Source organism: Kineosporia rhizophila (assembly GCF_021277265.1).
Classification (GTDB): Bacteria; Actinomycetota; Actinomycetes; order Actinomycetales; family Kineosporiaceae; genus Kineosporia; species Kineosporia rhizophila.
On the sequence record NZ_JAJSOH010000026.1, the window covers coordinates 1 to 21,967 of the forward strand.

A 21,967-nucleotide genomic window follows, 5' to 3' on the forward strand; every position below is an offset into this window, starting at 1 on the left:
TGGTGCGGCCGTTGGCGGGACCAGTCAGTGCGGCCAGCTCAGGGGGCGGTCGGCGGGATCGGCTGGTCGGGCTGCTGATGACGGCCGGTGTCGGAGTCGTGCTCAACCGGTAGGGCCGGGAGATAGGGCCAAGTGGTGTGGTCTGGTGGTAGGGCCAACCTGGTGGGGCCGGATGATAGACCGCCCGGCGCGGTGAGCCGGAGTGGCACAGCGATCAGTATTCGGTGGCGGACCAGGCTCTACGTGTAAACAAAGTCTGGTCAGAGCAGGCTTTGTTTACACGTAGTCTCCGGCGGCCCAGCCCTTGAGCCGGATGGCTCGCTCAGGCTCAGCTTCGGGTCGTCGACCTGCGCTTGGGCCCCCGGCCTGTGGGGCAGCCTCCGAAAGGCACCGTCACTCTTCCCAACGACCCTACTCTCAGCCCTTTTCCGGCGTTGGTGCCCGGCCGGGCGGTCAGGTGGAGGTGATTCCGGCCGTCGGCAGCCCCACCAGACGGGCGGCCCCGTTGCGGCTCGCCGGACCGGGGGCTTCCCGTTGCGACGTCACCAGACGGGCGGCTCGCCCAGGCTCAGGTCCGGGTCGTCGGCGCGGAAGGTCTTGATCGGGCCTGGGCCGGTGTGCGGGCCTTCGAAGCGCACCGTCACTCTGCCCAGGCCGGCACCCTGTACCCAGCCGGGGCCTCGCTCTGTGTGCACTACGTCTTGGCCGGGGCGCCACTCGGGGACGCCGGAGGCGTCGGGCTCACTGGTGGTCGTTTCCTCCAGCTCGGCCGTCCAGCCGAAACCTTTTGCACTGGGCTGCTTCTCGCTCTCCAGCGGAAGTTTCTCCGGCGTGCCGCCCATCACGGTGGCCAGCACCGGCGGGCTTACGGGCAGGCGTTCGTCGGGCTCGTCGCCCACCTCGGCCAGGAGGTCGGAGAGCAGGTCGGTCTGGGCGAAGTCGGTGAGGCCGGCCACGCCGACGCCGAGGAGGCGGATGCCGTCGCTGACGTCGACGGCGTCGAGCAGGTGGCGGATGCTCGACATGATCTTGTTCAGCGAGTCGGTGGGCTGGTCGAGGGTGAACGAGCGGGTGATGGTGCTGAAGTCGTAGCTGCGCACCTTGATGGTGATGGTGCGGGCGCAGAGCCCGTCTTTGGTGATCCGGCCGACCACCCGCTCGGCCATGCGGCGGGCGTGCTCGTTCAGCTCGCGGCGGTCGGTGAGGTCGCGGGAGAAGGTCTCCTCGGCGGAGACCGACTTGGCGTCGCGCTCGGGTTCAAGCTCGCGGTTGTCGATGCCGCGGGCGTGCTGGTGCACGGCGGTGCCGTGGGCCTGGCCGAGGATGCCGACGATCTCCTTCTCGGTGGCCTCGGCCACCTCGCCGACGGTGTGCATGCCGAACTTGTGCAGGCGCTCCTGCGTGGCCGGGCCGATGCCGGGCAGGCGGCGCACCGGCAGGGCGGCCAGGGTCTGCCGCTCGGTGCCCGGGGCCACCACGGTGAGGCCGTCGGGCTTGTTCAGGTCAGAGCCGATCTTGGCCACCAGCTTGCTGGTGCCCACCCCGACCGAGGCGGTGAGGCCGGTGGCCTCGCGAATGCGCCGGCGGACTTCCTCGGCCAGTTCGGTGACGCCGGGCACGTCGATGCCCGGGTGGGTGGGAGTGAGGTCGACGTAGGCCTCGTCGACCGACATCTGCTCGATCAGCGGGGACACCTCGGCCAGCAGACCCATGACCACCCGCGAGGCCGCGCGGTAGGCGTGGAACCGCGGGGTGAGATAGGCGGCGTTGGGGCAGCGGCGGCGCGCCTCGATGATGGACATGGCCGAGCCGACGCCGAAGCGGCGGGCCTCGTAGGAGGCGGTGGCCACCACGCCGCGGCGGCCGGTGCCACCCACCACCACCGGCTTGCCCCGCAACGAGGGCTTGTGCAGCTGTTCGACGGCGGAGAAGAACGCGTCGAGATCCAGGTGGAGGATCACCGGTCGCGTTCGCATACCCACAGTTGTACCCAAAGGGTCCGACAGTCTTGGCCCGGCACCCGCGGCGCAGCACCGCTAGCATGGCCCACATGTCTGGCTCGGACATTCCGGACCTCTCTCCCGAGGCCACGCCCAGGCGCCTGATCATGCTGGTCGGCGTCGACGGGTCGGAGAGCTCGCTGCGTGCCCGCGCCTACGCGGTGGGCCTGGCCCGGCGCTCGCACGCCTACCTGATCATGGTCTACGTGCGTCAGCTGAGCACGATGACGGCGTTCGCCCCCGGCCCGGGAACCGCCGCCATCGAGGAGGCCGAGGACGAGGTGGCCGCCGAGCTCCGCCGGGAGATGACGATGCTCGCCGAGGAGCCCGGCCCGCAGCTCGACGCCGAGCTGATCGAGTGCACCGGCAGCCCGTTCCAGGCGCTGAACCAGATCGCCGCCGAGCGCCGCGCCGACGCCATCATCGTGGGCGCCTCCAAGCAGGCCGGGCACCGGTTCGTCGGCTCCCTCGCCGTGCACCTGGTGCGCAACGCCAGCTGCCCGGTCACCGTCGTCCCCTGAGCCCTCCGGATCCAGACCGGGTCCACCCGGTCGCCCTGCGCCGAACCCCCCTCCACGCAGGGCAATCCCGGCTTCCCGGTCGGGCAGCCGTGCCCGAAGGGGCAGGACCGAAAAGATCGCCGCTGACCTGCCCGGATGCCGAAACCCGGAAGATCTGGCGGTTCTCGGTGCATCGGGCCCTCTCCCAGCGTGCTCCACTTCCGTCGGCAACGTCCGTGACCACCGGAAGACCGAGAGGGCCTCCCACCATGAGCACCCCCACCGTCAACGACCTGGCCGAGCTGCGCGAGCACCTCACCCGGCCTGACGGCACCACCGTCCTGGCTCTGCCCGGAGACCCCGGGTACGCCGTCGCGACCCCGTGGAACGTGGCCAAGACGGTCACGCCGCAGGCTGTCGTCCTGGCCGAGACGGCCGAAGACATCTCCCGCACCGTCGCTTTCGCCACCGACCAGGGCCTGCGGGTCGCGGTCCAGTGCACCGGCCACGGCGCCACCGGCCTGACCGCGCAGGACGTCGAGAAGGCCGACGTGCTGCTGGTCCACACCGGCCGGATGAACGATGTGCAGATCGATCCGCAGACCCGGACCGCCCGGCTGGGGGCCGGGGTGATCTGGCAGCAGGTGATCGAGGCCGCCGCCCCGTACGGCCTGGCCCCGATCGTCGGCTCCGCCCCCGGCGTCGGCGCGGTCGGCTTCCTCACCGGCGGCGGGATCGGCCCGCTGTCGCGCACTTACGGCCTGGCCTCCGACCTGGTCCGGGCCTTCGAGCTGGTCACCGGCAACGGCGAGCTGCGCCGGGTGACCGCGACCGAGAACCCGGAGCTGTTCTGGGGTCTGCGCGGCGGGAAGGCCACGCTGGGCATCGTCACCGCGGTCGAGCTGGAACTGCTTCCGCTGAGCGGCTTCTACGGCGGGGCGATCTACCTCGACGCCGGTGACGCCGAGGTCACCGGCCGTGTCCTGCACGCCTGGCGGGCCTGGAGCCTGAACCTGCCCGAGCACGCCAACACCTCGATCGCGATCTTCCAGCTGCCGCCGCTGCCCGCGGTCCCGCCGCCGCTGGCCGGCCGGATGACCGTCGGGATCCGTTACACCAGCACCGCTCCCGAGCCCGAGGCGGCCGAACTGTTCGCCCCGATGCGCGCACTGGGCACCCCGCTGATCGACGCGGTGGGCCCGATGCCCTTCGCCGCGATCGGCGCCGTCCACGCCGACCCGGTCGACCCGATGCCGGTCGCGGAGGAGGCCACTCTGCTGAGCGAACTGCCCACCGAGGCCGTCGACGAGATCCTGCGCGTGACCGGCCCGGGTTCCGGCTCGGTGCAGCTGGTGGCCGAGATCCGGCGTCTGGGTGGCGTTCTGGCCAAGGAGCCGGAGCATGCGGACGCCTTCAGCCATCGTGAGGCGGGCTACTCGTTCTTCGCCGCCGGTGTGCTCGCCCCCGAGATCGCGGCGATCGTCAAGCCGCAGGCCCAGGCCATGACGGCGGCCCTGGCCCGATGGAGCACGGGCGGTTTCATGCCGAACTTCTCCAGCGACCTCACCGCGGCCGAGCGGGTCAGCAGCTACGACGAGAGCACCCGCAAGCGCCTGGCCGATCTGGCCGATTCCTACGACCCGGCGGGCACTTTCCGGGTCGGCCAGGTGGTTCGCCACTAGCGGTCAGCACCGAGGCACCGGACCTGAAGGCTCAGAACCCGGGCGGCACCACGAGGTCGCCCGGGTTCAGCTCGGTCACGGAGGAACGCCCGAGCCCCAGGAGGGCGGAGTCGATGCCCCCACGCAGGATGTCGAGCACGTTCTCCACCCCGGCCTGGCCGTTCGCGGCGAGCCCCCAGAGGTAGGCCCGGCCGATCAGTACTGCGCGCGCCCCCAGGGCCAGCGCCTTGACCACGTCGGAACCGCGACGGATCCCCCCGTCCATAAGCACTTCGATCTCCCCGCCGACCGCCTCGGCGATGGCAGGAAGACTGCGGACGGCGGCGCGCTCGGTATCGAGGTTGTTTCCCCCGTGATTGGACACCGAGATAGCGGTGACCCCCGCGTCCAAGGCGCGGCGGGCGTCCTCAATTCGGGTTACCCCCTTGAGCATGAAGGGGCCGTTCCACTGCGAACGCAACCACGCGACGTCCTCCCATGTGGGCGGTGGGGTGCTTTTCCATGCCCCGTAAGCCTCGAAGAACGTAGGTAGCGGACGGCCCGGCTCGGCCAGGTTCGGCACCGTGAGGTCAGGGAGCTTCCCGGCGGCCACCCAGTCCCACAACCACGCGGGCCGCGCCAGCACGGCGGGAGCGAATCGGACCGCCGTAGGCAGGTCTATTCGTAGGGGGATCGACGGCGAGCCCCAGTCGCGCCCTTCTGAGAACGACCAGTTCAAAGTGAGGACGAGTCCTGCCGCACCTGCGCGAGCCGCGCGCTCTACCCCGGCCATCACGTGCTCCCGGGAGCCGGTCCAGCTCGTCTGGAAGAACGTGACCGGGTTAGCGGCCACCACCTCCGTAAGGGGGCGACTGGCGAAGGACGACAGCGACATCGCCGTACCCCGGGAAGCCGCGGCCCGGGCCACCGCCACCTCGGCCTCCGGATGCACCGCCTGAACGCCGGTAGGCGAGATCAGTACCGGCAGGGCAAGTCGCTGCCCCATGACCGTGACCTGCTGCGACCGCTGCGCGGACAGCCCGGCCACGTGCGGCGCGAACCCCAGCTCAGCGAACGCCCGCTCGTTGTCCTCGATGGTCAGCCCGCGCTCGGACCCGGCGACCAGCGCCTTGTAGACGGGCTCGGGCAACCGTCGGCGGGCCCGCCGACGGGCCTCGGCGACGCTCTCGAACCACGGATCGCGGAGTCTCACCGGCCTATATTGACACCACGTGCCAATATAGAGCCAGCACATCCGGACAGCGGTCTCGAAGAAGAGAAAGAGCACACCTATGGCCAACGCATGGTTCGAGACGGTCGCCGAAGCCCAGCGGCGTGCGAAGAAGCGGCTGCCCAAGTCGGTGTACATGGCCCTGGTGGCCGGCTCCGAGCGCGGCCTCACCGTGGACGACAACCTGAACGCCTTCGGTGAGCTGGGCTTCGCCCCGCACATCGCCGGGCTGTCGCAGGCCCGCGAACTGAGCACCACGGTGATGGGCCAGCCTCTGGACCTGCCGGTGATGATCTCCCCCACCGGCGTGCAGGCCGTGCACCCCGAGGGCGAGGTGGCGGTGGCCCGCGCGGCCGCCAACCGGGGCATCACCATGGGCCTGAGCTCGTTCGCCAGCAAGTCCATCGAGGAGGTGGCGGCGGTCAACGACCGGACCTTCTTCCAGATGTACTGGGTGGGCAGCCGCGAGGTGCTGGTGCAGCGCATGGAGCGCGCCCGCGCCGCCGGGGCCAAGGGCCTGATCATGACCACCGACTGGTCGTTCTCCAACGGCCGGGACTGGGGCTCGCCGAGCATCCCGGACAAGATCGACCTCAGGACGGCGATCCGTTTCGCCCCCGAGGTGCTGCGCCGGCCCAAGTGGCTGTACGAGTTCGGCCGGACCGGCGCCATCCCCGACCTGACCACGCCGAACCTGGCCCCGGCGGACGGCGGACCGGCCCCCACCTTCTTCGGCGCCTACGGCGAGTGGATGGGCACCCCGCTGCCTACCTGGGAAGACATCGCCTGGCTGCGGGAGCAGTGGGACGGGCCGTTCATGCTCAAGGGTGTGATGCGGGTGGACGACGCCCGGCGCGCCGTCGACGCCGGGGTCACCGCGATCTCGGTGTCCAACCACGGCGGCAACAACCTGGACGGCACCCCGGCCCCGATCCGCGCCCTGCCGGCCATCGCCGAGGCCGTCGGCAACGACGTCGAGGTGGTGCTCGACGGCGGCATCCGCCGCGGCTCGGACGTGGTCAAGGCGATCGCCCTGGGCGCCCGGGCCGTGATGATCGGCCGCGCCTACCTGTGGGGCCTGGCCGCCAACGGGCAGGCCGGCGTCGAGAACGTGATCGACATCCTGCGCGGCGGCATCGACTCGGCCGTGCTCGGCCTCGGGCACTCCTCGATCCACCAGGTCACCGCGGACGACGTGATCGTTCCGGACGGTTTCACCCGGTCGCTCGGAGTGACGCCCGCGCAGAAAGTGGTGCAGGCCGCAGTGCAGTCGGCCTGACCGCCCACCAGCGGTGAACCAGCACGGCACCCCCTGATCGGCCCCCGGAAACCAAGACAGTGCGCTGGTTTCCGGGGGCTCTCCAGCTCTGCGGCGCCGGAGCGGGTGGCCCGGGTAAGGAAACCGCGCCACAGAGTGATCGAAACAGGTGTATTTCATACCCATGGCGGTTTCGGACAAACCCCAGTGACCCCCTAGGCTTTCGCAGGTGCCGACCACCCCCGAGCCGACCCCGGCCCCGGCGTCACCGCCCGCAGCCCGGCCGTTCCAGGTCGACCTGCGGGGCATCGTCGACCTCCTGAGCCGCAGCATCTACTCCGGCCCCCAGGTGTATCTGCGGGAACTCCTGCAGAACGGGGTCGACGCGATCACCGCGCGGCAGTCCCTGCCGGGGGCCCCGCCCGGGGTCATCCGGATCACCCCGGCGGCCGCCCCGGGGGGCGAACTGGTCTTCACCGACAACGGAATCGGCCTCACCGCCGCCGAGGTCGGCGAGCTCCTGGCCACGGTCGGTCGCAGCTCGAAACGCGACGTGCTCGACCTGCCCCGCACCGACCGGCTCGGCCAGTTCGGCATCGGCCTGCTGAGCTGCTTCATGGTCAGCGACGACATCCGGGTGCTGTCCCGCAGCGCCGGCGGCGAGCCGCCGGTCGAGTGGGTCGGCAGCGCCGACGGCACGTTCACGGTGCGTGAGATCACCGAGGCAGAAATTCTGGACGTCGTCGGTCCCGGTGGGCTGGCGACCGGGACCCAGGTGCGGCTGCGGCCGCGGTCGGCCGGTACCGGCGAGGGCGCGCTGACCTCCGCGGCCGGTGTCCTCGACCTGGCCTCCCGGTACGGCGCCTACCTGCCGGTGCCGGTCCGGGTCGACCTGCCCGGCGGCGGTGAGCAGACGGTCAGCGGCGAGCCGCTCTTCGCCCAGCCGTTCCTGCTGCCCTCGCCCGGGCTGATGGCGCTGGGCCGCGAACTGGTCGGGGCCGACCCGCTCGACGCGATCCCGCTGCACGTGCCCGCCACCGGCACCCGGGGCACGGCGTTCGTCCTGCCCTTCGCCCCCTCCCCCGGCGCCCGCCAGGCCACCCGGGTCTACCTGCGCGGCATGCTGCTGTCCGAGCGGGTCGACGACCTGCTGCCGGAGTGGGCGTTCTTCGCCCGCTGCGTGGTCGACACCACCGGCCTGCGGCCCACCGCCAGCCGCGAGTCGCTGATCCAGGACGACGCGCTCGAGGAGACCCGGGCCGAGCTCGGCGCCGCCCTGCGCCGCTGGGTGGCCACGATGGCCAACCGCGACCCGGTCCGGCTCAGCACCTTCCTGGGCGTGCACCACCTGGCCCTGCGCGCGCTGGTGCTGCACGACGACGAGCTGGCCGGCTTCATCGTGCCCTGGCTGCCGATCGAGACCAGCAACGGCCAGACCACCTACCGCGAGCTGCTGCGCCGGGGCGACCCGCTGCGCTTCGCCGAGACGGTCGACGAGTTCCGGCAGATCGCGGCGATCGCCCGGCCGGACGCCCCGGTGATCAACGGCGGCTACGTCTACGACTCCGACATCCTGCGCCGGCTGCCCGACCTGATTCCGGGCACCGTGGTCGAGACGGTCACCATCACCGACGAGCTGGCCTCGCTGGACGTGCCGCCGCTGGCCGAGCGCCCGGCCGCGCAGCGGCTGCAGGCCCGGGCCGAGGCGGCCCTCAAGGATCTGGACTGCACGGTGCTCGTGCGGTCGTTCGCCCCCGACACCCTCCCCGCCCTGCACATCGCCGACGCCGGGGTGCTCCGCCGGCTGCAGCGGCAGCGGGCGAAGGAGGCCGGGAGCGGGATGTGGGCGTCGATCCTGCAGCGGATCGACGACGCACAGGACGCCCAGAACGCGTCCGAGGGCGAGGCGGAGACGGTCGGTGCGGCCGGCCAGCTCTGCCTCAACTGGCGCAATCGGCTGGTACGGGCACTGGCCGAGAGCGAGGACGAGCTGCTGCTGGCCCGTACCGTAAGGGTGGTTCACGTGCAGGCCCTGCTGGCTGCACACCGCCCGCTCCGCGCGGTCGAGCGGGCCTCGCTCACCGACGCACTGACCGACATCGTGCACCTGAGTGCCGGGCTGGGCGCGGACCTCGGCGACATGCCGGACGCCCCCGGGGAGAACTGATCGCATGAACACCACGCAAAGCCCCACCCAGAACACCGGCCGCCCCGAGGGCCGGCCCGCCCGGTCGATCGACACCGACGTCCTGCTGGACCGGGTCGAGTGCCTTCTCGTGCTGGAGGAGTTCGGCCTGGCCGGGCAGCTCCTGGACCTGATCGCCACCCGCCGGATGCTGCTGAAGACCACCTTCACCGACGAGCAGAACCAGCGGCTGGCCACCGCCCGCGCCCGTCGGGACTCCCCGCCGGAGCTGGACGAGGCGCTGGCCCCGGTGGTCGCCGCCCCCGACGACACCGACCCGCTGCAGGTCGCCGCGATCGTCGACGAGCAGCTGGCCAAGGAGGGCTGGAACCGTGGCCAGCGGGCGGCCCTGCTGCGGGCCAAGGCCTGGATGCTGGCCGGCGCCGGGCAGCTCGAGGAGATGCTGAACACCGCCGAGGAGGCCCTGCGCACCGGGCTCGACCTGGGCGCCCACGGCTTCTGCGTGCAGCTGTCGCGCACCGCCGCCCAGGCCACCCTGGAGCTGCACCGCTACCAGGAGGCCGCCGACCTGTACCGGCTGGCCCTCAGCGAGGCCGCCGCCGGTGAGCCGATCGTCATCGTCGAGCCGCCCCGCCAGCCGCACGGCGACCTGCTCGGCCTGATCGACTCGCTGCACCTGCTGGGCCGGGCCCGGGGCCGGGCCTCGGACGCCAAGGGGGCCGAGGAGGTGCTGCGCGAGGCGCTGCAGCTGGCCTCCACCCCGCCGGCCTCGGAGCACCCGGCGGTCAGTGCCGCCCGGGCCGAGGTGCTGCACGGGCTGGCCCTGCTGATCAGCGGCGCCGACCCCGACCGGCTGGACGATGCGGTGGAGTGCGCCGGGAAGTCTGCCGACACCTTCACCGGGATCAACGCCAAGGTGGACGCGGGGCGGGCGCTGGCCCTGGCCGCCCGGCTGCTCACCTCGGCCGACCGGCCGGCCGACGCGGTGCCGTTCCTGGAGCGGGCCACCGCCGTGCTCGCCGCCGAGCCCGAGCACCTGGTCGGCTGCCTGGACATCCTGGCCGCCACTTACGCCCAGCTGGGCCGTACTGAAGACGCCCGGGCGGCCGAGGAGATGTCCGAGCACATGCGCACGCTGCAGAACCAGTAACCACTGGACCAACCCCCGGGAGATGGCATGGATGCCGTCGAGAAGCGCCTCGCCGACCTGCTCGCGCGGGTCGACGCAACCCCGTTCGGCGTAGCCGGACGGGCGCTTCTCGACGAGTGCGTGGCCCTGGCCGACCAGCACGACCTGCCGGAGTGGGGCTACGCGGCCCGGCTCCGGCTGCTGGCCTCGGCCGCCCGCATCGGTGACACCGACGCCCAGCTGTCCGCCTTCGCCTGGTGCGTGGGCCGCAACGCCGCCGACCCGGAGCGCTTCCCGCTCCAGGTCGGCGACCACGACCTGCTCTGGTACCACAAGCACGTGGTGGCCGCCCTGACCGCCAGCCCGCTGTTCACGCTCGACGACGTGGAGTCGGCCCTCGAGGCGATGCAGGAGCAGTACCTGCGGGCCGGGGCCGGGATGTCGGCCGTCTGGCAGGCCCGGTTCCAGGCCACCCTCGGCCTGGGCCGGCCCGAGCGGGCGGCCGGGATGCTGGCCGCCCTCAGGCGCACCCCGCGCGACGAGTACAGCCACTGCTTCACCTGCTCGCGGGCCGAGGAGGCGGAGTTCCACTACCTGGCCGGGCACGACCAGGCCGGGCTCGCGCTCACCGCGGAGATCCTGGCCAACGACCTGAGCTGCGGCGACGAGCCGGCCAACGCGATGGCGCACGCCCTGCTGCCGCTGCTGCGGGCCGGCCGCCCGGGTGAGGCCCGGCGGCTGCACCTGCGCGGCTACCGGCTGATCCGCTCCAGCCCCGACCGGCTCCGGGCGATCGCCCAGCACCTGCGCTTCTGCGCGGTCACCGGCAACGAGGCCCGCGGTCTGGAGATCCTGGTCCAGCACCTGCGGCTGCTCGAGCACGACCGGCTCAACCAGCTGGCCCACCTCGACCTGCTCTCGGCCGCGGTGGTGCTGCTCACCGCGGTCGAGCAGGCCGGGGCGGGCGACCAGCCGGTGATCGCCTCCGCGCCCTGGACGATCCGCGAGCTGCTGGTCGCCCTGCGGGCCCGGGCCGCCGCCCTGGCCGAGCGGTTCGACCAGCGCAACGGCAACGACTTCGAGAGCCGCCGGCTCGCGCAGGACGAGGAACTGCTCAACACCCGCTACGACGTGCCCCTGGACACCCGCCCGTCGCCTCCTCCGGTGCTGCCGGTGCCGGCCGAGCAGCTGCACGCCGAGGCCCGCCGGCTGCGGGCCGAGGCCGAGAACCTGGCCGACAAGGAACCGGCCCGGGCGCTGTCGGCCGCCCGCGAGGGGCTGCGGCTGGCCCTCGGCCTGGGCAACCGCGAGCTCACCATCAGCATCGCCCGGTTCGGGGCGCTGGCCGCGATGACCATGGGCGAGGACGAGGCGGCGATCGAGTTCTGCCGGGTGGCGGTGGACGAGGCCGCCACCGCCGAACTGGCCGCCGAGCCGTCGTTCCGTCTGGAACTGGGCGCGGCGCTGTTCCGCGGGGGCCGCGCCGAGGAGGCCGGTCTCGAGATCGAGGAGGCGCTGCGCCAGCTGCGGGTGGCCGGGGCCCCGCCGTCCGAGCTGGCCGTCGGGCACCACCAGCTCGGGCAGGCCGAGGCCGCCCAGGGCCGGTTCACCGCGGCCCGCGCCAACTACCGCGACGCCATCGCCCTGGCCTCCCGGTCCGGCGACCACGCCGCCAGCACCCGCTACGGCCTGGCCCTGGGCGAGCTGCTGCTCTCCCGCGACGACCCGCAGGGCCTGACCGTGCTGGCCGGCACCGTGGTCTCGGCCCGCAACCTGACCAGCAATCCGCAGGTGCAGATCGGCGCGCTGCACCTGCTCGGCCGCTCGCTCGGCGCGATGCACCAGGACGAGCTGGCCGAGCGCGTGCTGCGCGAGGCCCTGCACCTGGCCGACGACGCCCAGGAGATCCCGGCGATCCGTTACGAGCACGCCGACGTGCTCGACTCGATCTCCCGGGCGGTCAGCGCCGACCCCACCCGCCGCGACGAGGCGGTGGAGCTGGCCCGGCGCGCCGCCGACGGGTTCGCCGCCGCCTCCGCGCGGTCCGAGGCCGGGCGCGCCCTGCTGCGCGCGGCCTCGATGCTCGAGCACGACCAGCCCGGCCAGGCCCTGACCCTGATGGAGCGGGCCGCCCAGCTCGCCGCCGAGCGTCCCGAGGTGCTGGTGAAGTGCCTCGACTCGCTGGCCGAGCTGCAGGAGAGGCTCGGGCGCACCGGTGAGGCGCACCTGTCCCGCACCCGCGCCGACCGGCTGCGCACCACCGCCGGCCTCCTGGGCTGACCAAGGCTGATCAGAAGCCGACCACACCCCCCGAGACCACCTAGGAGTACCGCCCTCATGCAGAGCGCCGAGGCCCGGATCGAGCAGCTCTTCGGCGAGATCGACGCCATGCCCTTCGGACCCGGTGAACGGGCCCTGATCGACGAGGCGGTGGCCCTGGCCGACGAGAACGGCCTGGACCAGCTGGCCTACGCGGCGCGGCTGCGGCTGCTGCCCTCGGCCAGCATGCTCGGCGACACCGACGCCCAGCTCTCCGCGTTCGCCTGGTGCGTCGGCCGCAACGCCGCCGACCCCCAGCGTTTCCCGCTCCAGGTGGGCGGTTTCGACCTGCTCTGGTACCACAAGCACGTGGTCAGCTCGCTGATGGGCAGCCCGCTGTTCTCCCTCGCCGACGTCGAGGCGGCGATCGAGGCGATGCAGGAGCAGTACGTGAAGGAGGGCGTGGGCGTCTCCGGCGTGCTGCAGGCCCGCTTCCAGGCCGCCGTCGGGCAGGGCCGGCTGGAAGAGGCCGGCCGGTGGCTGGGCGAGCTGAAGCGCACCCCGCGCGACAACTACAGCCACTGCGAGACCTGCGTGCGGGCCGAGGAGGCGCAGTACCACTACGCGATCGGCAAGGACGCGGACGGGCTGGCCCTCGCCGACGAGATCTTCCAGCAGGGCATGACCTGCGGGGACGAACCGGAGAACACGATCGCCCAGGCGCTGCTGCCGCTGCTGCGGGCGGGCCGGGTGGAGGGCGTCTACGGGGCGCGGCAGCTGCACCTGCGCGGCTACCGGATGGCCCGCGGGAACGCCGACCACCTGCCGATGATCGCCCAGCACCTGCGGTTCTGCGCGGTCACCGGCAACGCCGCCCGGGGTCTGGACATCCTCGAGCGGCACCTGGGCTGGCTGGTGCACGACGGCCTGAACGCCGAGGCCCACTTCGAGGCCCTGTCCAGCGCCGCCGTGCTGCTGGGGGCGGCCGAGCGGGCCGGGGCCGGCGGCCAGACCGTCAGCGCGGCCTCGGACCCGAAGCTGCAGAAGGTGTTCGGCGAGCACACCGGGCCGTGGACGGTGAGCGAGTTGCGCAAGGCCGCCCACGCCGCCGCCACCGACCTGGCCGCCCAGTTCGACCGGCGCAACGGCAACCAGTGGTACGCCTCCCGGCTGGCCGAGGACGAGGCCCTGGCCGAGGTCTCCTACGAGCTGCCGATCGGGGCCACCCGGGTGGGCACCGACCGCACCGACGCGACCGCCGCCGTGCTGCCGGACGACTTGGACGGCCGCCTCACCATGGCCGACGACCTGCTGGCGATGGACGAGCGCGGCCAGGCCCAGCAGATCCTGGCCGCTGCCGACGCGCTCGGGGAGGCCCCCGGCGGTGAGCCGCTGACCGCCGCCCAGATCGCCACGATCGCCGGGCTCCGGGCCCGGCTCGAGGCCGCCGCCGAGAGCGACGAGGTGCTGGCCGGCATCTTCTCGGTCGCCGCCCAGGACGGCCTGGGCGCCGCGCTCGCAATGACCGAGACCGCGCTGGCCGACCCGGAACTGGAGAAGGGCCGCGGGCGGGGCCGGCGGGCCGCCCTGCTGCGCACCAAGGCCCAGTTGCTGGGTGCCGACGACCAGTACGACGCCGGTCTGGCCGCGGCGGACGCCAGCCTGGCCATCGGTCTGCGGCTGGGCGCGCGCGAATGGGCCTCCACCACCGCTTCTCTGGCCGCCCACCTGGCCCAGGACGCGGGCAAGGCCGACCTGGCCATCGAGCGCTGGCGGATCGCGATCCGCGAGGCGGCGCTGGCCGAACTGCCCCAGGAGCTCGTCGCCCGGCTCGAGCTGGGCTCGCTGCTGCAGGCCCTGGGCCGGGCCGAGGAGGGCGTGGAAGAGGCGCGCGAGGTGCTGCGTCGGCAGACCGCCACCGGTGCCCCCGACTCCGAGCGCGCCGAGACCCTGCGCCGGATCGGCCAGGGCTCGGTGGCCATGCAGGAGCTGCAGGACGCCCTGGACGCCTACCGCGACGCCGTGGCCCTGGCCTCCAAGGCGCAGGACTGGCTGGTGGCCACCCGCGCCGCGCTGGCGCTGGGCGACCTGATGACCGAGACCGGCGACGAGGACGGCATCACGGTGCTGGCCGGGGCGGTCGAGTCGGCCCGGCACCTCGAGGACGAGGACCCGATGTGGGTGATCCGGGCCATGCACATGCACGGCCGGGCGCTCAGTGTGGCCGACGACGACGAGCGGGCCGCCGAGGTGCTGCGCGAGGCGATCGACCGGGCCGCCCGGGCCGCCGCCGACGAGCACCCGGCCGCCGCGTTCGAGCACGCCGACCTGCTCGACTCCCTGGCCCGGGCGCTGGTCACCGATCACGAGGACGAGGCGCTGAAGCTGGCCCAGCAGGCGGCCGGTGAGTTCGCCGCGATCGACGAGGCGGTGCCCGCCGGGCGTGCGCTGATGCTGGCCGCCGGCATCCACTTCAACCGCGAGCAGCCGGAACAGGCCCGGCCGCTGATGGAACGGGCCGCCGAGATCCTGACCGAGCACCCCGACGTGCTGGGCCAGGTGCTGCACGCCCTCGGCGACGTGTACGAGCAGCTCGACCGGCACCACGACGCCAAGCAGGCCCGCGAGCGGGCCGAGTCGCTCAGCTGAGCTAACGGCTGCGGGTCACCGATCCGAGCAGGCGCCACTTCCACGAGGGCCGCACGGCCCGGAAGTGGCGTCTGCGGAAGCTTCCCGCCCAGACTCCGGCCCCGTAGGCCGCATCGTCCATCAGCACCGCGGCCGTCCAGCGCACCGGGTCGATGTCCGGCTTGTCGCGCAACCATTCACGGACGGGTGGCGCGACGACCAGCGCGGCTGCGGCCAGGAGCCGTCCCCGGCGTCTGTTTCCGGGAACTGCGGCCACGGCCACGGCTACCGGGAGCGCGAACTGGGACGTCCAGCGGCCGATTCCGAAGAACGTCTCACGGACGCCGACGGCCAGTGGCCGTAGCAGGTCGTCCGGGTCGGTGCCCGCCTTTTTCAGTGCCATCCACGAATCTGCGTACCCAGCAGCGAAAGTGACGGCGGCCAGAACCGGCCGGCGGGCCAGCAACGCGGCCACCGTCGAGACCGGGGCCGCCACCGCGACCAGCGGTGCCACCTTGCCCGGATGCCGCTGCTCGAGCGCCGCGGCCGACGTACCGTAGGCGAAACGCCTGCGCAGCAGATCCTTCCAGGCCGACGGGTCTTCGTGACCGATCTCCACCGACGGGTCGTACCGCACCCGCCAGCCGGCCTCCAGCAGCCTCCAGACCAGATCCACATCTTCCCCGAAGCGCAGGTCCTCGTCGAAACCACGGTGCCCAGAGACGTCTTCAAGCGCCTCTCGACGCAGGATCAGCGCGGCGGTGGGCAGATAGGACACGCGGCTCAGCGGTGCGACCCGGGCCGGCAGGCCACCGAGGTCGAGCACCGGCCGGGCCTGGGTGAAACGCTCTGCGAAGGTCCGCGCCGCACGCCCTCCGGCGACCACGCGGGGCGCCACGGCAGCAAGCAGCGGATCGTCGAAATGCCCGACCAGATCGTCGATCCAGCCCTCGGACGGCAGGCAGTCGCTGTCGAGGAAGGCCACCAGCGGCGTGCCCACCTGCTTCAGAGCCTCGTTGCGGGCCGGGCCCGGGCCTCCGTTGACCGTACGGACGATCACCCGCGCACCGTGCCGCTGAGCCACCGCCGCCACCGCGGCCGGATCGTGCGAGGCGTCGTCCACCACGATCACCTCGGCCACCGCCTCCTGCTCGCCCGCGCCCAGCCCGGCCAGGCAGCGCTCGAGCTCGGCCGCACGATCGCGCACCGGCACGACCACGGTGACCGTTCCGCGCCGGGCCGGCCGCCCCTCGTTCTCGGCGGGCAGCCCCTGACGCTGTGGGTGCACCAGACCGGCGTCGGAGAACCTGCGGGCCAGGGCCGCGGCCGCCGCAGTGCCGACGACGCCGGAACGCAGCTGCGAGAACGCCTCCTGCCCGGCCGGATTGAGGCGGAACAGGCGGGCCGGAGAACCTCCGAACACGGTTCCGTCCGGTTTGACCACGACTTCCGGATCCAGCTCGACCGACATGCCCACGGGCAGCCCGGTACTGCTCCGGCCGTTCTTCCCCACGCTGGTCACGGGAGAAACTCTAGAGGCCCAGCTTCCCGTACGGCGGATCCCAGGCCAGTACCTGCGTGTGCAATCCGTCGATCAGCCGCTGGAGCACCCTTTCGCCCTCTTCGGCACTGGCTCCGGCCGGGTCGCCGAGCACGCCGTTGGGGCTCACCGACTTCACTCCCCCGGCACGTAACCGCCCGATCAGTTCCCGCACCGGCGTGGTGTCGCCCGCCTCGGCCCGCTCCAGGTCGACCAGGTGGGGCTGCAGGGCCAGCTGCAGCGAGGTCTCGGTGCGCCCGGCGTGGGCGTCCCCGTCCCACATCGCCATCCACAGCAGCACGTCTCTGGACTCGGCCCGCAACTGCCGCACGGCCTTCACGGCGGGCACCGCGTTGCCGCCGTGGGCATTGACGAAGATCTGCCGCCGGTAGGTCTCGCCCGCCGAGCGCCCCAGCTCCAGCAGCATCAGCTCGAGGGCCTCCTGGCCGATCGACAGCGTGCCCGGGAACCCGGCGTGCTCGCCGCTCGACCCGTACCCGACCGCCGGCGCCACCGCCACCTGCCCCATCCGCTCGGCCAGCCCGACCGCCACCGCCACCGCCACGTCGCGGTCGGTGCCCAGCGGCAGGTGCGGGCCGTGCTGCTCGGTCGAGCCGATCGGGATCGCGATGATGCCGTCGCCCGCCGCGTGCTCGGCGATCTCCGGGCTGGTCATCGCGGCGAGGTCCAGATAGCCAAGGTGAGCCACCCGGCGAACCCTACGCGGCACCTCCGGGCCACTGTTCGCCAGGTCTTCGTCAGGTCTTCGTCAAGCTCGGAAGATCTGGGCCAGCGCAGGTGCTACCTGGCGGTGGCCGCGCACCGGGAACATCCGGCCACGCCCCAGAAGAGCCAACTCACGGCCCAGTTCCTCGTCCTTCTCACCGGCCGCGTCGAGCAGCACGTCGAGCCGGGGCAGGAGCGCGGCCGCCCCCCGGGGATCGGGCCCGGCGTTGTGCACGCAGTCCGACAGCAGCAGCACCCGGGCCTCCGGGTTGGGGCGTTTGGCAAGCTCGGCCGCCGCCAGCTGCAGGGGGAACCCGACGTTGGTCAGGCCCCGGGCCGGCAGCCGGAGCAGGTCGTCGAGCAGCTTCTGAGCCACGAAGGGTTGCCCCATCGGCAGCACGATCGAGCAGTCCGACCAGAACGCGATGACTCCCACGTCGTCGTTGCCCAGTTCCCCGGCCAGCGCGCCCACGGTGGCGGCGGCGGTGCGGATGCGTTCGCCGCGCATCGAGCCGGAAACGTCCACCACCAGCTCGACCGAGCGCCGGCGGCGCACCCGCTCGCGCACGACGATGTCCTCGTCTTCCGGAAACGGCTTCTCCGCGAGCACTTCGAGGGTGCGGTCCAGATCGATCTCGTCGGCGCCCTCCCGGTAGCGCACGCTCACCAGCTCGCCGCTGCCGCGTCTACGGCCCCGGCCCCTGGCCGGCCGGTGCAGCGAGAGCCGCGCCGCGATCTGCCGGGCCCGCTCCTTGACCGCGTCCTGCTCCTCGTCCTGCTCCTGCGGCTCCAGCGGGACGAGTTCCCCCGCGTCGTCGGTATCGCCCGGCCCGCTCGAGCCTTTCGCCCGACCGGCCTTGGCCGCAGCCTTGGTTCCCCGCCCCAGCGACTGCAGCACCAGCCCGTCACCGTTGCCGGCGATGCTGAAAACCATGGGCTCAGCGCGGAGTTGTTTGGGTTTACGGCGCAGAGGACGTCGGCCCGGCCGGTCGGGTCTCTCGACCGGCGAGTCCGCGTCGACTGCTCTTCAACCCGGCTGGGCCGCCGCCGGGGTGAGGATGAACCGGTCTTCCCAGATCTGGCGCAGCACCCGCTCGGGGGTGGTCTCGGCGGCCTCGTCGAGATGGATCCGGCCGGAGAGCGCCACCGCCATGGCATCGAGAACCAGCCGCGGATAGGCGCTCTCGGGATCGAGCCGGGTGGTCGAGTCCGCCGCCTCGGAAACCCCGCGCAGGGCGGCCAGCTGGTTGGCCACCAGCACCACGTCGATTGCGCCGCGCACACTGCTGCCCTGCCGCAGATCCGGATGTCGACGGGTGGCCCGGTTCACCCACACCGCGTCGGCCACCAGCAACGCCCCGAGTTCCGCCCCCTGGCCGGTGCGCAGGTCGACGATACTGATCTCGGCCGCCTCGTCCTGGTAGTCCACCGCCAGGCGGCACAGCCGGTCGGTGATCGAGCTGGAGAGCCGGGTGGTGCCGACATTGTCGTAGGGGTTCATCGAGGCGATCAGCCGGAAGGTGGGCTGCGCCACCACCTGCCCGGCCCGCGGCACGGTGACGCGCCGCTCGGCCAGGGCCGCCAGCAGCGTGTTCAGGGTGTCGTCGGGAGCGCGGTTGAACTCCTCGAGATACAGGAACCCGCCCTGCTGCATGGCTTCCAGCAGCGGCCCGGGCACGAAATTGTCCCGCGAATAGTCTTCTTTCAGCACCCGCGCCGGGTTGTGGTGCCCCACCAGCTTGGCCGGGGTGAGATCGGCGTTGCCCTCGACGTAGAACAGCGGGATGCCCCACTCGTCGGCGATCGCCCGCAGCAGCGTGGTCTTCCCGGTGCCGGGCGGGCCCTCCAGCACGATGTCCCGTCCTGCGGCCACCGCCGACAGCACCAGCTCGAGTTCGTGCTCGCGGCCGACCAGATGCTTGGCCACCCGGTCGCGGGTGCGGGCCACGTCGGGGATCTGGGTCACGTGCTGCGGTCCTCACTGTCGGGGGCAAACAATGGACGATTGTCCCGCCTCCCGGCCACCCGCACGACGGTGGGTGGCCGGGTCGTGGTCGGAATTCAGAGCTGGGTGGTCCCGGCGTCCACGGTCATCGCCAGCGCGGTGACGTAGCGGGACTCGTCGGAGGCCAGGAAGAGCACCGCGTTGGACTGGTCCTCGGGCTGGGTCACGTCGACCGGCAGCATCTTGCCCATCATCACCCCGACCCGCGGGTTCTTCTCCAGCAAGGGGCCGAAGGCGCCGCCCATCGCGCCCATCGGGGTCTCCACCCCGGTCGGGTGCAGGCTGTTCTCCCCCAGCCCTAGGGGGCCGGGAGGTGCCCCCACCTGATGTGGTGCATCGCCAGCTCGGCGGCCAGCGCCCGGGCCAGGCCGGTGACGGCGTGCTTGCTGGCCACGTAGGGCGCCAGGAACGGCAGACCGACCAGTCCGGCCGCCGAGCTGGTCAGCACGATCGAACCGCCGCCGGCCGCGATCAGGTGAGGTGCCCCGGCCCGCACGGTGTTCCAGGTGCCGGTGATGTTGATGTCCAGCGTGTCCTGCCAGATCTGGGGGGTCACCTGGTCCCATGCGGCGACGTGGCAGATGCCGGCGTTACCGACGACGACGTCGAGCTTGCCGAGCTGGGCCACCCCGTCGTCGACGGCCTGGGTGAGCGCCGCCGCGTCGCGGGTGTCGACCACCGCGGAGACGATGCGCCGGTCCAGGGCCTCGACCTGGCGCACGGTCTCGGCCAGGTCTTCGGGAGTGGCGGCCGGATAGGCCAGATCGGGGACCGGACCGCAGAGGTCGACCGCGATGATGTCCGCGCCCTCGGCGGCCAGCCGGAGCGCGTGGCTGCGGCCCTGGCCGCGGGCCGCCCCGGTGATCAGAGCTACTTTGCCTTCGACACGTCCTGCCATGAGTGAGCACCTCTCCAACAACATTGTCAGTGAATGGCTGCTGCATCCCCTGGGCACCATTAGTAGACCCGTCACCTGTCGGACGGACCCCCTCTGGCGACGAAAGGCCTGTGACCTCGCTCTCATTCACCACAGTGATACTCGTTGTCGCGCAAGCTTTTTGGGTACCAGCAAAACGGCAGCGCGCGATTCCCCTCCGGTTCGGAAAGGAATCGCGCGCTGCTGGTGACTTACCTCAGGCGGGCCGGGCCCCGGTCTCCAGACCGGCCGGGCCGAAGCCGCTGAGCGGGCTCTCGTCACACCCTCTCGACGGCGGCCGGGCGACCGCCGCGCTGGGATCGAAGCCGGCGAGCGGGTTCTCGTCGCACCCACGGGCCGGCGGCGCCGAGACCACCCCGGCAACCGGGCGCATCCCCAACGCCAGGGCGACCGGCTTGTTCTTCTGACTGCGCAGGGGGTTCTTGTGCGAGTGGTCGAGGCTCGGCTTCGGGATCTCGCCCTGCACCGCGTCCAGGGCCGCCTCACCGAAACCGCGCACGCACTCCGGGTCGGGCCCGTCCAGCGGCAGACCGGTGAAGAACTTGGCCGCCATGCAGCCGCCCCGGCAGGAGTCGAAGAACTGGCAGGACGAGCACGCCCCGCCGCTCTGCGGCTGCCGAAGCTCCTGGAACAGCTCCGACTTCTGCCAGACCTGCTTGAAACCGCCCTCGTCGCGCACGTTCCCGGCGAGGAACTCGTCGTGGATCGCGAACGGGCAGGCGTACACGTCGCCCACCGGGTCGATCAGGCAGACCACCCGGCCGGCCCCGCACAGGTTCAGCCCGGGCAGCGCACCACCGAAAGCGGCCAGGTGGAAGAAGGAGTCACCGGTGAGGACCTGGTCACCGTTGGCCACCAGCCAGTCGTACAGCTGCTTCTGCTGGGGGGCGAGCAGGTGCAGCTCGTCCCAGACGTCCGCGCCCCGGCCCGAAGGCCGCAGCCGGGTCAGCCGCAGCTGCGCCCCGTAGCGGTCGGCGATCGCCTTGAACTCGTCCAGCTGGCCCACGTTCTGGCGGGTGACCACCACGGACAGCTTGAACCCGGTGAACCCGGCGTCGGCCATGTTCTGCATGGCCCGCATCGCCGTGTCGTAACTGCCCGCGCCCCGGACATAGTCGTTGACCTCGGCGGTCGCGCCGTCCAGGGAGATCTGGACGTCCACGTAGTCGGAGCCGGCCAGGCGCTGGGCCACCTCGGGGGTGATCCGCACGCCGTTGGTGGAGAACTTCACGCCCACGTGGTGCTCGGTGGCGTAGTCGACCAGGTGCCAGAAGTCCGGCCGCACGGTCGGCTCGCCGCCGCCGATGTTGACGTAGAAGACCTGCATCCGCTCCAGCTCGTCGATCACCGCCTCGGCCTCGGCGGTGGTCAGCTCCCGCGGGTCGCGCCGGCCCGACGAGGACAGGCAGTGCACGCAGGCGAGATTGCAGGCGTAGGTGAGTTCCCAGGTCAGGCAGATCGGCGCGTCCAGCCCGAGGGCGAACTTGTCGACCAGCCGGCCGGGAGAAGGGATCGGCGCGGCGGGGGTGAGGTTCGCCGGTTCGAGTACGGCCGTCATGCAGGCTCCTGTCCGGACGTCGTGCTGCGGGGACGGATCAGGTCGCCCGCCGCGAGAGAGGCCAGCGCCCGGCCCAGAGCAGGCAGGTGCGTCGGGTGGGCCCCCGCCGCCAGACACGCCGAGCGCGCGTCCGGGGCGGTGGCCAGGCCGTTGACGATGTCCAGTAGTTGACGGGTCTTCAGGAACGACAGACGCCGATTCCCGAAGTGGTACATCAGGGCACCGAAGGGCTCCGGCCGCACCGAGACGCTGGGATGCAGCTCCCAGGCCTGGTCCAGCAGGTCCGTCTCCAGCCCGGGGGCCGGTGCCGGGGGCGGCACCGACATCCGGTCCGGGTGGGCCGGGTGGGTCGGGCTGGTCGGGGTGGTCATCGCCTGGTCCTCAGCCGG

At 72.4% G+C, this 21,967-nt stretch carries 15 protein-coding genes and 1 pseudogene; 7 read left to right on the forward strand and 9 right to left on the reverse strand.

Annotated features, from left to right (window positions below; all coding sequences use genetic code 11):
- Positions 1-542: 542 nt before the first annotated feature.
- On the reverse strand, positions 543-1,976 hold the full coding sequence (locus tag LWF15_RS27735; RefSeq protein WP_232813896.1) for a DNA polymerase IV: 1,434 nt from the start codon (positions 1,974-1,976) through the stop codon (positions 543-545).
- 74 nt (positions 1,977-2,050) lie between these two features.
- Between LWF15_RS27735 and LWF15_RS27740 the strand changes: the two genes are divergently transcribed.
- Both LWF15_RS27740 and LWF15_RS27745 read left to right on the forward strand, forming a co-directional pair.
- Positions 2,051-2,521, forward strand: coding sequence for a universal stress protein (locus tag LWF15_RS27740; RefSeq protein ID WP_232813897.1), 471 nt, complete (start codon positions 2,051-2,053; stop codon positions 2,519-2,521).
- 248 nt (positions 2,522-2,769) lie between these two features.
- Positions 2,770-4,182: an FAD-binding oxidoreductase gene (locus LWF15_RS27745; protein WP_232813898.1), complete on the forward strand. Its 1,413-nt coding sequence runs from the start codon at positions 2,770-2,772 to the stop codon at positions 4,180-4,182.
- A 31-nt stretch (positions 4,183-4,213) separates the two neighbouring features.
- On the opposite strand, the gene mftD (LWF15_RS27750) is transcribed toward LWF15_RS27745, so the two are convergent.
- The gene (gene mftD, locus LWF15_RS27750) at positions 4,214-5,416 is read right to left on the reverse strand and encodes a pre-mycofactocin synthase MftD (protein ID WP_269810944.1); all 1,203 of its coding nucleotides are present in this window, start codon (positions 5,414-5,416) and stop codon (positions 4,214-4,216) included.
- Between the two features lie 37 nt (positions 5,417-5,453).
- On the opposite strand from mftD (LWF15_RS27750), the gene mftD (LWF15_RS27755) reads away from it, so the two are divergent.
- From mftD (LWF15_RS27755) to LWF15_RS27775, 5 genes are all read left to right on the forward strand, one after another.
- Entirely contained in the window at positions 5,454-6,671 is a 1,218-nt protein-coding gene (gene mftD, locus LWF15_RS27755; RefSeq protein ID WP_232813900.1) for a pre-mycofactocin synthase MftD, read from the forward strand.
- 208 nt (positions 6,672-6,879) lie between these two features.
- On the forward strand, positions 6,880-8,817 hold the full coding sequence (locus LWF15_RS27760) for an HSP90 family protein (RefSeq protein ID WP_232813901.1): 1,938 nt from the start codon (positions 6,880-6,882) through the stop codon (positions 8,815-8,817).
- A 4-nt stretch (positions 8,818-8,821) separates the two neighbouring features.
- Entirely contained in the window at positions 8,822-9,946 is a 1,125-nt protein-coding gene (locus tag LWF15_RS27765) for a tetratricopeptide repeat protein (protein ID WP_232813902.1), read from the forward strand.
- A 27-nt stretch (positions 9,947-9,973) separates the two neighbouring features.
- Entirely contained in the window at positions 9,974-12,205 is a 2,232-nt protein-coding gene (locus LWF15_RS27770; protein ID WP_232813903.1) for a tetratricopeptide repeat protein, read from the forward strand.
- A gap of 57 nt (positions 12,206-12,262) precedes the next feature.
- A complete protein-coding gene (locus tag LWF15_RS27775; RefSeq protein ID WP_232813904.1) occupies positions 12,263-14,833 on the forward strand; it encodes a tetratricopeptide repeat protein in 2,571 nt (856 codons plus the stop codon).
- A 1-nt stretch (position 14,834) separates the two neighbouring features.
- Here the strand turns inward: LWF15_RS27775 and mftF are convergent, their stop codons facing one another.
- The 7 genes and pseudogenes from mftF to mftB all read right to left on the reverse strand — a co-directional run bounded on the left by mftF (position 14,835) and on the right by mftB (position 21,949).
- On the reverse strand, positions 14,835-16,334 hold the full coding sequence (gene mftF, locus LWF15_RS27780; RefSeq protein ID WP_232813905.1) for a mycofactocin biosynthesis glycosyltransferase MftF: 1,500 nt from the start codon (positions 16,332-16,334) through the stop codon (positions 14,835-14,837).
- Between the two features lie 10 nt (positions 16,335-16,344).
- Positions 16,345-17,061 (reverse strand): mycofactocin biosynthesis peptidyl-dipeptidase MftE, encoded by a 717-nt coding sequence (gene mftE, locus LWF15_RS27785; protein ID WP_232813906.1) that lies wholly within the window; start codon positions 17,059-17,061, stop codon positions 16,345-16,347.
- Between the two features lie 60 nt (positions 17,062-17,121).
- Positions 17,122-18,012, reverse strand: coding sequence for a vWA domain-containing protein (locus tag LWF15_RS27790; protein ID WP_232813907.1), 891 nt, complete (start codon positions 18,010-18,012; stop codon positions 17,122-17,124).
- A 93-nt stretch (positions 18,013-18,105) separates the two neighbouring features.
- Positions 18,106-19,044, reverse strand: a complete 939-nt coding sequence (locus LWF15_RS27795) for an AAA family ATPase (protein ID WP_232813908.1) — start codon at positions 19,042-19,044, stop codon at positions 18,106-18,108.
- A gap of 95 nt (positions 19,045-19,139) precedes the next feature.
- Positions 19,140-19,981: pseudogene (locus tag LWF15_RS27800) on the reverse strand (mycofactocin-coupled SDR family oxidoreductase).
- Positions 19,982-20,216: 235 nt separating this feature from the next.
- Positions 20,217-21,578, reverse strand: coding sequence for a mycofactocin radical SAM maturase (gene mftC, locus LWF15_RS27805; protein ID WP_232813909.1), 1,362 nt, complete (start codon positions 21,576-21,578; stop codon positions 20,217-20,219).
- Complete coding sequence (gene mftB / locus LWF15_RS27810) at positions 21,575-21,949, reverse strand: mycofactocin biosynthesis chaperone MftB (RefSeq protein WP_232813910.1); 375 nt, start codon at positions 21,947-21,949, stop codon at positions 21,575-21,577. Before mftB ends, mftC begins: the two co-directional genes overlap by 4 nt.
- Between the last annotated feature and the right edge of the window lie 18 nt (positions 21,950-21,967).

What these genes read in the sequence shown, in the direction of transcription:
- LWF15_RS27740 (WP_232813897.1), top strand. Translation starts at nt 2,051, where the DNA reads ATGTCTGGCTCGGACATTCCGGACCTCTCTCCCGAGGCCACGCCCAGG.
- mftD (WP_269810944.1), bottom strand. Translation starts at nt 5,416, where the DNA reads ATGTGCTGGCTCTATATTGGCACGTGGTGTCAATATAGGCCGGTGAGA.
- LWF15_RS27735 (WP_232813896.1), bottom strand. Translation starts at nt 1,976, where the DNA reads ATGCGAACGCGACCGGTGATCCTCCACCTGGATCTCGACGCGTTCTTC.
- LWF15_RS27770 (WP_232813903.1), top strand. Translation starts at nt 9,974, where the DNA reads ATGGATGCCGTCGAGAAGCGCCTCGCCGACCTGCTCGCGCGGGTCGAC.
- LWF15_RS27775 (WP_232813904.1), top strand. Translation starts at nt 12,263, where the DNA reads ATGCAGAGCGCCGAGGCCCGGATCGAGCAGCTCTTCGGCGAGATCGAC.
- LWF15_RS27765 (WP_232813902.1), top strand. Translation starts at nt 8,822, where the DNA reads ATGAACACCACGCAAAGCCCCACCCAGAACACCGGCCGCCCCGAGGGC.
- LWF15_RS27745 (WP_232813898.1), top strand. Translation starts at nt 2,770, where the DNA reads ATGAGCACCCCCACCGTCAACGACCTGGCCGAGCTGCGCGAGCACCTC.
- mftC (WP_232813909.1), bottom strand. Translation starts at nt 21,578, where the DNA reads ATGACGGCCGTACTCGAACCGGCGAACCTCACCCCCGCCGCGCCGATC.
- LWF15_RS27790 (WP_232813907.1), bottom strand. Translation starts at nt 18,012, where the DNA reads ATGGTTTTCAGCATCGCCGGCAACGGTGACGGGCTGGTGCTGCAGTCG.
- mftD (WP_232813900.1), top strand. Translation starts at nt 5,454, where the DNA reads ATGGCCAACGCATGGTTCGAGACGGTCGCCGAAGCCCAGCGGCGTGCG.
- mftB (WP_232813910.1), bottom strand. Translation starts at nt 21,949, where the DNA reads ATGACCACCCCGACCAGCCCGACCCACCCGGCCCACCCGGACCGGATG.